Origin of the sequence: Kitasatospora sp. NPDC091257, from assembly GCF_044757675.1 — a bacterium.
In the GTDB taxonomy this organism is placed as follows: Bacteria; Actinomycetota; Actinomycetes; order Streptomycetales; family Streptomycetaceae; genus Kitasatospora; species Kitasatospora lactacystinica.
This window is the reverse complement of the sequence record NZ_JBIVVI010000181.1, coordinates 1-10,198: the sequence shown is the minus strand read 5'-3', so window position 1 is coordinate 10,198 and position 10,198 is coordinate 1. Positions and strand designations below refer to the sequence as shown.

Below are 10,198 nucleotides of genomic sequence, written 5' to 3'. Positions count from 1 at the left end.
AAGGGGCTCGTCCCCCGGGGCGAACAGCCGGGCCGTCCACAGCAGGTAGTAATACAGGGCGATGACCACGTTGACGGCCATCACCACGGCGAGCCAGCCCAGCCCGGCGTCAACCGCCGCGCGGAACACCACGACCTTGCCGAACAGGCCGATCACGCCCGGCGGCAGCCCGGCCAGGCAGAGCAGGAAGAAGGCGAGCGCCAGCGCCGTCCAGCGGTTGCGGGCGAACAGGCCGCGGAACTCGTCCACGCTGGTCCCGGGCCGGCGGCCGACGGCGGCGACCACCCCGAAGGCGCCGAGGTTCACCACGCCGTAGATCAGCGCGTACGCGGCGGTGGCACCGAGCGGGTCGGCGCCGGTGGGCGCGTAGCCGGCCGCGGCGAGCGGCACCAGCAGGTACCCGGCCTGGCCGACCGAGGACCAGGCGAGCAGCCGCACCGCGCTGTACCGGGTGTCGAAGCGCTGGCGCAGCGCGCCGACGTTGCCGGCGGTCATGGTGACGGCGGCCAGCACCGCGAGCACCAGGCCCCAGGTGTGGGCGTACGGGCGGAAGGCGACGGTGGTGGCCAGCGCCAGCCCGGACAGGCCGGCCGCCTTGCCGACCACCGAGAGGTAGCCGGCCACCGGCAGCGGCGCGCCGGTGTAGGTGTCGGGCACCCAGAAGTGGAACGGGACGGCGGCGACCTTGAAGGCGAAGCCGACCAGGGTCAGCACCGCGCCCGCCTCGGCCAGCGGCTTGAGCTGCCCGGGCGCGTGCTCCAGGCCCTGGGCGACGGCGCCGAGGTGCAGGCTGCCGCTCGCCGCGTAGACGAAGCCGACGCCGAGCAGCATCACGGCGGTCGCGGTCACCGAGGAGACGAAGAACTTGAAGGCGGCCTCGGCGCCCCGGCCGTCCCGGCGCAGCGCGACCAGGGCGAAGGCGGGCAGCGAGGCGACCTCCAGGGCGATCACCATGGTGGCGAGGTCGCGGGAGGCGGGCAGCAGCGCGGCGCCGGTGGCGCTGGAGAGCAGCAGGAACCAGTACTCGCCGCGCGGCAGCCGCTCGTCCTCCACCGTGTGCGCCGACAGCAGCGCCGCGATCAGCGCGCCGCCGAGGGCGAGCAGCTGGAACACCAGGGCGAAGTGGTCGGCGACGTACGAGCAGCCGCCGTTGTCGGACCCCCCTGCTACGTTCTGCACACAGAAGGTCGCTCGGGGTGATCCGCCGGTGAGGGGGAGGAGTGCGATGAGGGCGAGGGCGAGTCCGGCCGCGGTGAGGCGGCCGAGCCACTTCTTGTGCCGCTCGGGCAGGAACAGGTCCGTGAGCAGCACGGCGAGGGCGGCCACGGCGGCGATCAGCGGCGGTGCGATCGCCACCCAGTCCACGGACTGGATCAGGCTGCCCGGGTTGGCTACGGCGAGGGAGGTCACAGTGTGCTGCCCCGTGGAGTGAGGTCCGAGTGCGGCGGTCTGGGCTGCGAGCACGGTCAGCCACCCCCGAGGAGGTGCTTGACGGCGGGATCGGAGAGGCCGAGCAGCAGCGCGGGCCAGAGGCCGGCGAGCAGCGTCAGCGCGGCCAGCGGCATCCAGCTGACGGCCTCGTACGGGCGCAGGTCGGCGAGCTCGGCCACCGGTGCGGGCTGCTCGGGGTCCCCCATGCAGACGCGCTTGACCACGATCAGGAGGTACGCGGCGGTGAGGAGGGTGCCGAGGCCGGCCAGGACCATGTAGGTGACGAACGCGGGGCGCGACAGGCCGTCGGCCGGGTCGAACGCGCCGAACATGGCGAGCAGCTCGCCCCAGAAGCCGGCCAGGCCGGGCAGGCCGAGGCTGGCGACGGCGGCGAAGGCGAGCAGCACGCCCAGTCGCGGGGCCCGGCCGTACAGGGCGGCGCCGGTGGCCCCGGCGAGGGTGTCGAGGTCGGCCGTGCCGTAGCGGTCCTTGAGCGCGCCGACGACGAAGAACAGCAGACCGGTGATCAGACCGTGGGCGATGTTGGCGAACAGCGCGCCGTTGACGCCCACCGGGGTGAGGGAGGCGATGCCGAGCAGCACGAAGCCCATGTGGCCGACGGAGGAGTACGCGATCAGGCGCTTGAGGTCGCCCTTGGCGCCGGGGCGGGAAAGCGCCAGGCAGGCCAGGGAACCGTAGACGATGCCGACGGCCGCGAAGGCGCCCAGGTAGGGGGCCAGCGTGGTGGCGCCGTCCGGCACGACCGGGAGGAGGACGCGGACCAGGCCGTAGGTGCCCATCTTCAGCAGCACGCCGGCGAGCAGCACCGAGCCCACCGTCGGGGCGGCGGTGTGGGCGTCCGGGAGCCAGCTGTGCAGCGGCCAGGCCGGGGCCTTGACCGCGAGCCCGACCAGGATCGCCAGCGCGGCGACCACCTGGGTGGTGTGGCTCAGGCCGCTGCCGTGCGCGGCGGCCAGGGCCTGCATGTCGAAGGTGCCGGCCTTGCTGCCGATCAGCAGGAAGCCGAGCAGCATCACGGCCGAGCCGAGCAGCGTGTAGAGGATGAACCGGTTGGCGGCCGGCACCTTCGCGCCGCTCCCCCAGCGGGCGATCAGGAAGTACATCGGGATCAGCACGATCTCGAAGGCCAGGAAGAAGAGCAGGAGGTCCAGCACCGCGAAGGTGGCGAGCATGCCGACTTCGAGCAGGAGGAACAGCCCGACGAAGGCCTGCGCCGACGGACGAGGCTCATCAGGGGCTGCGCCCCGGGCGTCCCCGCCCGGCAGCCGCTTCTCCGAGTAGAGCGCGCAGAGGAAGGTGAGCAGCGCGGTCAGCACGATCAGCGGCAGCGAGACGCCGTCCACCCCGAGGTGGAGGCGCACGTGCAGGGCCGGGATCCAGGACACGTCGGTGGTGGCCTGCATCCGGGCGGGCTCGTCGTGGTCGAAGCCGGCCGCGAGGGCGACGGTGAGCAGGAACACCGCGCCGGTGACGACGGTGTTCAGCCGCAGTGCCCGCCGGCCGGCCACGGCCCGGTCCGGCCCGAACACCGGCGCCAGGGTGAGTGCGGCGCCGAGCAGCGGCAGCACCAGGAGGGCGATGAGGACTGCGTTCATCGGGGGCTCCCAGCAGCGGTCGAGGGGACGGAGGTGGAGAACAGCAGCACCGGCTACACCGCCACCAGGACGGCCAGCAGGACGACGGCGGCCAGCAGGGCGCTGAGGTAGGTCTGCGCGTTTCCGGTCTGCGCGAGCCGGACGGCCCGGCCGAGCAGGTTGGCGCCGATGCCGCTGCCCTGTACGTAGCCCTCGACGACCTCGCGGTCGAGGAATCGGACCAGCTTGGCGGCGGCGACCACCGGGCGGACGAACAGCGCCCGGTACAGCCGGTCGACGCCGAAGCCGTGCCGGGCCGGGCCGAACAGCGGGCCGAGCAGGGTGCGCCCGGGGTCGGCGACGATCACCTCGGTGGCCGGGGCTCCGCCCTGCTCGGGCACCCGGCCGGCCGGTGCCGGGCGGCCGGTGCCCAGCCGGGCGGCCGCCGAGCGCCAGGCGCCGTACGCGGCGAGCGCGCCGACCACGGCGAGCCCGGTGCCGGTGACGGCGGTGACGGCGGAGGGCCGCAGCGAGCCGCCGTCCAGGAGCGCGGGCAGCCAGTCCGAGCGCAGGCCGACGATGCCGAAGCCCATGGTCGGCACGGCCAGCACCCACAGCGGCCAGCGCATCGCGGGCGGCTCGGCCGTGGCCGGGTCGGCCTCGTCGAGCTCGGGCGAGTACGGCGCGCCGGCCTCGTGGTCGGCCACGACGGTGCCCCGGTCGGCGGCGGGCAGCACCTGCGGTGCGGCCGCGGCGGCACCGGCCGGGCTGTGGAACGCGACCAGGAACAGCCGGGCCGCGTACGCGGCGGTGAGCAGCGCGGTGAGTCCGGCGGAGATCAGCACGATCCACCCGGCCGCCTGCGGCACCGCCGAGGCCGGGCCGAGGCCGTTGGTCAGCGCCTCGCCGTTGGCGGCGTGCTCGGCGGCGGTGAGCACCGTCTCCTTGCTGAAGAAGCCGGAGAACGGCGGCAGCCCGATCAGGGCGGCGAGCGCGATGCCCGTCGTCCAGTAGGCGTCGGGGACGCGTTTGCGCAGCCCGGGGATGCGGGACATCGCGGAGATCGAGTTGGTGTGCGCGGCGTGGATCACCACACCGGCGGCCAGGAACAGCAGTGCCTTGAACGCGCCGTGGGTGACCAGGTGGAAGATCGAGGCCTCGCGGTCACCGGAGGCCAGCGCGCCGGCCATGTAGCCGAGCTGGCCGACGGTGGAGTAGGCGAGCACCCGTTTGAGGTCGTCCTGGGCGAGCGCGCAGAGCGCCGAGCCGATCATCGTCACGGCGGCCATCACCGCGAGCACGACCAGCGCCGCGCCCGACAGCAGGAAGACCGGCAGCAGCCGGGCGACCAGGTAGATGCCGGCCGCGACCATGGTGGCGGCGTGGATCAGCGCGGAGACCGGGGTCGGGCCGGCCATCGCGTCCGGGAGCCAGGTGTGCAGCGGGAACTGCGCGCTCTTGCCGGCCACGCCGGCGAGCAGCAGCAGGGCGGTCAGCGTCGGGTGCCCGAGCCGGCCCTCCGACGCGGCCGCCAGCACGTCCGGGATGCGGAAGCTGCCGGCGTCCGCGCCGAGCAGGAAGATCCCGAACAGGAACGGCACGTCACCGAGCTTGGTGACCAGGAAGGCCTTCAGCGAGGCCGAGCGGGCGTCCGCCGTCTCCCAGTGGTGGCCGATCAGGAAGTACGAGCACAGGCCCATGACCTCCCAGCCGACCAGCAGCACGATCAGGTCGCCCGAGTAGACCACCAGGAACATCGCCGCGGTGAACAGCGAGACCAGCGCCGCGTAGGACGGGTAGCGCGGGTCCTCCTTGAGGTACGCGGTCGAGTAGACCTGGACGCAGGTGGCGACCAGTCCGACCAGCACCGAGATCAGCGAACTGAAGCCGTCCAGGTGGAGGGCGAGGGCGATGTCCGGGCCGCCGGTCGGGGTGAGCCGGGTGGCGGCGTCCAGGGTCTGGCCGGTGCCCAGCTGGAGGGCGACCACCAGGGCGAGCACCGCCGAGACGGCGACCGGGACGACGGCCAGCGGCCGGGCCAGCCCGGGCGCCTTCCGGCCGACGGCCAGGGTCGCGGCGGCGCCGAGCGCGGGCAGCGCCGGGACGAGTACGGGAAGGGCGAGGTTCATGCGGTGGCCCGGCCCTTCAGTGCCTCGGCTCCGACCGGCGCCCCGGTGTCGACCGGTGTCTCGGCGTCGACCGGCGTCTCCTCGACGGCGAACGCCTCGGCCGGGTCGCCGAGCGCGGTGGCCCGGTCGATGTCCGCGGTGCCCCGGGCCCGGAACAGCAGCAGGACGATGGCGAGCCCCAGTCCGATCTCGGCGGCGGCGACGGTGATGGTGAACAGGGTGAGCGCCTGCCCGGCGTGCAGCGAGTCGCGCAGCCAGGCGTCGAAGGCGACCAGGTTGAGGTTGACGGCGTTGAGCATCAGCTCGACGGACATCAGCACCAGGACGGCGTTGCGCCGGGCGAGCACGCCGTACACGCCGACGCTGAACAGCAGCGCGGCGAGGACGGCGGGGTAGGCGAGGTGCATCAGCCCTCCTGCTCAGAGGTTGACTGCTCGGAGGTCGACTGCTCGGAGGTCGACTGCTCGGAGGTCGCCGGAGCCGGCTTCGGCGCGGTCGCGGCGACCGTCCGGTTGGACCCGACCGGCCGCCCGGCGCGCAGCCGGCCCGCCCGGGGCGCCGGCACCCGCCGCTTGGAGCCGCGCGACAGCACGATCGCGCCGACCAGTGCCGCCAGCAGCAGCACGGACAGCGCCTCGAAGGGCAGCACCCAGTGCCGGAACAGGCTGGCCCCGGTGACGGCGGCCGAGCCGCCGCCCTGGCCGAGGTCGATCCAGGAGGTCCGGAAGGCGTCGACGACCAGCGTGACCAGGGTCCCGGCCGCGGCCAGCGCCACGACCAGGGCCACCCAGCGGTTCTTGGAATCGGCGTCCGGCGAGCGCCCGATCGGCGCCTTGGTGAGCATCAGCCCGAACAGCACCAGGACGACCACCGAGCCGAGGTAGATCAGCACCTGCACCCAGGCGATGAACTCGGCCGTGAGCAGCAGGAACTCCACCGCCAGCCCGCCGAGCGCGACCACCAGCCAGAGCGCGGCGTGCACCAGCTGCCTGGTGGTCACCGAGACCACGGCCGAGCCGAGCACGGCGATGCCGACCAGCAGGAAGACGATCTCCTGGCCGGTCGGGGACAGGAACGAACGGGCGGCCGGCTCCAGGGAGCCGGTCGCCGCGAGAAGCGTGGTGGCACCGGTCACGCGTCGTCACCCTTCTCGTCGGTGGCCGATTGCGCGGCCGCGGCCAGCTTGTCCGCCGCCTTGCGCGCGGTGGTGATCTCCTTGGGCTCCTCGGCCGCCGGGTCCAGCGCCGGCGGCGCGGGGACGGTCCACATCCACTCGCGGAGCTTGTCCCGCTCGTGGGTCAGCTCGTGGATGTCGGTCTCCGCGTACTCGAACTCCGGCGACCAGAACAGCGCGTCGAAGGGGCAGACCTCGATGCAGATCCCGCAGTACATGCAGAGCGAGAAGTCGATGGCGAAGCGGTCCAGCACGTTGCGGGTGCGGGCCCGGGCGTTCGGCTCGGCGGCCGGCAGCGTCTCCTTGTGGGAGTCGATGTAGATGCACCAGTCCGGGCACTCGCGCGCGCAGAGCATGCACACCGTGCAGTTCTCCTCCAGCAGCGCGATGACGCCGCGCGAGCGCGGCGGCAGCACCGGCTGCACGTCGGGGTACTGCGCGGTGACGCTCTTCCTCGTCATCGTCCGCAGCGTCACGGCCAGGCCCTTGGCGAGGCCGATACCGGGGAAGCTCATGAGATCGCCACCTTGATGATGCCGGTGAGGGCCAGCTGGACCAGCGCGAGCGGGATCAGCACCGTCCACGCGAAGCGCATCAGCTGGTCCTCGCGCAGACGCGGGTAGGTGACCCGCAGCCAGATGACCACGAAGGCCAGCGCGAAGGTCTTGAGGATCATCCAGAGCCAGCCGAGCTGGTCCGGCAGCGGTCCGTGCCAGCCGCCCAGGAAGAGCACCGCGGTCAGCGCGGACACCACCAGGATGCCCACGTACTCGGACAGCAGGAACAGGGCGAACCGCAGACCGGTGTACTCGGTGTACGCGCCGAAGATGATCTCCGAGTCGGCGATCGGCATGTCGAAGGGCGGGCGCTGGAGCTCGGCCAGACCGGCCGTGAAGAAGACGAACGCGCCGATGACCTGCCAGGGCAGCCAGTACCACTCCCAGGCGTCCACGATCCCGGGCAGCGACAGCGTGCCGGCGGCCATCGCCACCGAGGCCGCCGCCAGCACCATCGGCAGCTCGTACGACATCAGCTGCGCGGCCGTGCGCAGGCCTCCGAGCAGCGAGAACTTGTTCGCCGAGGCCCAGCCGGCCATCAGCTTGCCGATCACGCCGACGCCCATCACGGCCAGCACGAAGAACAGGCCCGCGTCGATCGCCTGGCCGACGAAGCCGTTCGGGCCGACCGGGATCGCCAGCAGCACGAAGAGGTGCGGCAGCAGCGAGACGGCGGGCGCCAGCTGGAAGATCCGGCGGTCCGCCCCGGCCGGGACGATGTCTTCCTTCTGCGCGAACTTCACGCCGTCCGCGACGAGCTGCGCCCAGCCGTGGAAGCCACCCGCGTACATCGGGCCGAGCCGGCCCTGCATGTGCGCCATGACCTTGTGCTCGGTCTGGCCGATGACCAGCGGGAAGACCAGGAAGACGACGAGGGTGGCGACGCAGCGCAGCACCGTGTCGAGCAGGTTCACGCGCCGTCTCCGTCCTGGTCGGCCGCTCCGGCCGAGGTCTCGTCCTTCTGCTCGCCCGGTTCGCCCGGTTCGCCCGGCTTCTCGCCCGAGGGCTTCTCGTCGTGGGCGGGCACCGGATTGTGCCAGGGCGCGTCGGAGGACCGGGGCGCGTCGGAGGACCGGGGCCGTACGGGAGCCGCGGGCTCGGCCGTCGGTTCGCCGGCCGTCTGACTGGCCGACCCCTCGGACACCGACCGGGTCCGCCGCGGCCGGTCCGCCCGCACCGGCGGTGCGCCCTCGGCGGCGGGAGCGGCGGGAGCCGCAGGAGCTTCGGGAGTGGCGGCGGCATCGGCGCCCGCCTGGCTCGCCGACCCCTCGGACACCGACCGGGTCCGCCGCGGCCGGTCCGCCCGCACCGGAGCGCCGCCCTCAGCGGCGGCAGCAGCACCGGCAGCGGCGGCACCGCCGGCCGCGCCCGCCCGGGGCGTCCGCGCCGCCGCGCCCGCCGCCCGCGCACCGCGCGCGGGCCGCTCGGCGACCGGCGGCAGGGTGCCCTTGAGCGGCCCCCACTCGTTCGGGTCCGGCACGCCGGCCGGCTGCATCTTGCGCCGGGCCGGCCCGCCGCCGTGATCGGACTCGCCCGGCTCCTTGGCGCCCGGCCAGTCCTTGGCGACCCGCGCCGCGAGCACGAACTCCTTGCGCAGCGGGTTCCCCTCGAAGCCGTCCGGCAGCAGCAGGGTGGCGAGGTAGGGGTGCCCGGGGAAGTCGATGCCGAACATCTCGTGGGTCTCGCGCTCGTGCCAGGCGGCACCGGCGTAGACGGCGACGGCGGTCGGCAGCGCCGCCCTGTCGCGCGGCACCCGGGTTCGCAGCGCGAGGTGTCGCACGCCCGGCGCCTCGACGGCGGCCAGGTGCGCGACCACGGAGAAGCCCTCGGCGAGCTCGTCGACGGCGCTCAGCCAGTCGAAGAAGCCCAGCCCCAGGACGTCCCGGGCGTTGGTGAGCGCCTCGATCCAGTTCTCGGCCGGGACGTCGACGGTGATCAGCCCGTACGCCTCGGCGCCGGTCGCCCACTCCCCGACCGACGCCGCGCACTGCTCGGCGGAAGTCACGAGACCCCTCCCTCGGTCGAAGAGCCGGCCGGCGCCCCGGTCGGGGATCCGGCCTCGGGAACGTCCCCGGAGCCCGTCCCGGTGCCGTGCGAGGGCCCGGTCACCAGCGGACGGCGCAGCGCCGACGCGGGCGCCGCGTAGCGGTCCGGCAGGGACTCGGCGGCGATCTTCTCCTGGAGCTTGAGGATGCCCTGGAGCAGCGCCTCCGGCCGCGGCGGGCAGCCGGGTACGTAGACGTCCACCGGGATGATCTGGTCCACGCCCTTGGTGACCGAGTAGGAGTCCCAGTACGGGCCGCCGGAGTTGGAGCAGGCGCCGAAGGAGATGACGTACTTCGGCTCCGGCATCTGCTCGTAGAGGCGCTTGACGGCGGGCGCCATCTTGTCGGTCACCGTCCCGGAGACGATCATCAGATCAGCCTGCCGGGGTCCGGGCGCGAACGGGATGACACCCATCCGGATGAAGTCGTGCTTGGCCATGGACGCGGCGATGAACTCGATCGCGCAGCAGGCCAGGCCGAAGTTGAAGCACCAGAGGCTGTAGCGGCGGCCCCAGTTGAGCACCACCTTGACCGGGTCCGGCGCGAGCCGGGCCAGCGGGCCGATGCCGCGGCGCTCGACGGCGCCGGGGCGCGCGGGGTCCGGCAGGCCGAGCGGAACGGGACCGCCCTCGGCGCCGCCGTGCGAGTGGGAGTGCGTCACGTCCATTCCAGAACGCCCTTCTTCCAGGCGTAGAGCAGCCCGACCGCGAGGAAGCCGATGAACAGGAACATCTCGATCAGGGTTCCGGCGCCGTACCCGGCGGTGGCGAAGACGGTCGCCCAGGGGAACAGGTAGATCGCGTCCACCGCGAAGATCACGTACAGGAAGGCGTACACGTAGTAGCGGATCTGGGTGTGCGCCCAGTCCTCGCCCACCGGGTCCACTCCGCACTCGTACGTGAGGAGCTTCTCGGGCGAGTACACCACGGGTCGCAGCAGCCGGTTGGCGGTGAACGCCACGGCGACGAAGAGCACCCCGACGACGGCCAGCAGACCCATCGCGGCGTACGCGTCGAAGTAGCCGCTGCCGACCGCCGGGTCGGCCGCGACGGCAGCCGCGTGCTTCCCCTCCATGCCTTCGCCTCCACCTCGACCGAGAACCCGCCCTAAGGACAGTTCTACGACGTTTACTCTCACGGGCCTAACGATGGCCAAAGCGTGAGTCTAAGGGGACCGCTCCGCTCCGCCCGAAACCTGCTCGGTCCGCAAGACGGCCGGTGGACACCGTGGCGGACCGCCGGCGACCGGGCCCGGGGGTGGGGTTAAC

10 protein-coding genes are annotated in these 10,198 nt (G+C 73.3%); all 10 read right to left on the bottom strand.

Going from position 1 to position 10,198, the window contains the following annotated elements; all coding sequences use genetic code 11:
• The coding region (locus ACIQOV_RS11540; protein WP_401047534.1) for an NADH-quinone oxidoreductase subunit N at positions 1-1,410 on the bottom strand (1,410 nt) is incomplete at its 3' end.
• A gap of 56 nt (positions 1,411-1,466) precedes the next feature.
• Complete coding sequence (locus ACIQOV_RS11535; RefSeq protein ID WP_401047532.1) at positions 1,467-3,047, bottom strand: NuoM family protein; 1,581 nt, start codon at positions 3,045-3,047, stop codon at positions 1,467-1,469.
• Between the two features lie 53 nt (positions 3,048-3,100).
• Positions 3,101-5,155 carry an NADH-quinone oxidoreductase subunit L gene (locus ACIQOV_RS11530; RefSeq protein WP_401047529.1) on the bottom strand — a complete coding sequence of 685 codons (2,055 nt, stop codon included), beginning with the start codon at positions 5,153-5,155 and terminating at the stop codon, positions 3,101-3,103.
• Positions 5,152-5,562 carry an NADH-quinone oxidoreductase subunit NuoK gene (nuoK, locus tag ACIQOV_RS11525; RefSeq protein ID WP_401047526.1) on the bottom strand — a complete coding sequence of 137 codons (411 nt, stop codon included), beginning with the start codon at positions 5,560-5,562 and terminating at the stop codon, positions 5,152-5,154. Before nuoK ends, ACIQOV_RS11530 begins: the two co-directional genes overlap by 4 nt.
• Entirely contained in the window at positions 5,562-6,290 is a 729-nt protein-coding gene (locus ACIQOV_RS11520; protein ID WP_401047523.1) for an NADH-quinone oxidoreductase subunit J, read from the bottom strand. Before ACIQOV_RS11520 ends, nuoK begins: the two co-directional genes overlap by 1 nt.
• Positions 6,287-6,844 carry a NuoI/complex I 23 kDa subunit family protein gene (locus ACIQOV_RS11515; protein WP_401047520.1) on the bottom strand — a complete coding sequence of 186 codons (558 nt, stop codon included), beginning with the start codon at positions 6,842-6,844 and terminating at the stop codon, positions 6,287-6,289. The genes ACIQOV_RS11520 and ACIQOV_RS11515 overlap by 4 nt, the downstream gene beginning before the upstream one ends.
• Positions 6,841-7,800 carry an NADH-quinone oxidoreductase subunit NuoH gene (gene nuoH / locus ACIQOV_RS11510; protein ID WP_401047519.1) on the bottom strand — a complete coding sequence of 320 codons (960 nt, stop codon included), beginning with the start codon at positions 7,798-7,800 and terminating at the stop codon, positions 6,841-6,843. The genes ACIQOV_RS11515 and nuoH overlap by 4 nt, the downstream gene beginning before the upstream one ends.
• Positions 7,797-8,891 (bottom strand): NADH-quinone oxidoreductase subunit C, encoded by a 1,095-nt coding sequence (locus ACIQOV_RS11505; protein ID WP_401047517.1) that lies wholly within the window; start codon positions 8,889-8,891, stop codon positions 7,797-7,799. Before ACIQOV_RS11505 ends, nuoH begins: the two co-directional genes overlap by 4 nt.
• Positions 8,888-9,598, bottom strand: coding sequence for an NADH-quinone oxidoreductase subunit B (locus ACIQOV_RS11500; protein WP_380553812.1), 711 nt, complete (start codon positions 9,596-9,598; stop codon positions 8,888-8,890). Before ACIQOV_RS11500 ends, ACIQOV_RS11505 begins: the two co-directional genes overlap by 4 nt.
• Positions 9,589-10,005, bottom strand: coding sequence for an NADH-quinone oxidoreductase subunit A (locus ACIQOV_RS11495; RefSeq protein WP_359902891.1), 417 nt, complete (start codon positions 10,003-10,005; stop codon positions 9,589-9,591). The genes ACIQOV_RS11500 and ACIQOV_RS11495 overlap by 10 nt, the downstream gene beginning before the upstream one ends.
• Between the last annotated feature and the right edge of the window lie 193 nt (positions 10,006-10,198).

Bases quoted from the DNA above. Each gene is read 5' to 3' on its own strand.
- ACIQOV_RS11535 (WP_401047532.1), bottom strand. From the start codon at position 3,047: ATGAACGCAGTCCTCATCGCCCTCCTGGTGCTGCCGCTGCTCGGCGCC.
- ACIQOV_RS11530 (WP_401047529.1), bottom strand. From the start codon at position 5,155: ATGAACCTCGCCCTTCCCGTACTCGTCCCGGCGCTGCCCGCGCTCGGC.
- nuoK (WP_401047526.1), bottom strand. From the start codon at position 5,562: ATGCACCTCGCCTACCCCGCCGTCCTCGCCGCGCTGCTGTTCAGCGTC.
- ACIQOV_RS11515 (WP_401047520.1), bottom strand. From the start codon at position 6,844: ATGAGCTTCCCCGGTATCGGCCTCGCCAAGGGCCTGGCCGTGACGCTG.
- ACIQOV_RS11500 (WP_380553812.1), bottom strand. From the start codon at position 9,598: ATGGACGTGACGCACTCCCACTCGCACGGCGGCGCCGAGGGCGGTCCC.
- ACIQOV_RS11495 (WP_359902891.1), bottom strand. From the start codon at position 10,005: ATGGAGGGGAAGCACGCGGCTGCCGTCGCGGCCGACCCGGCGGTCGGC.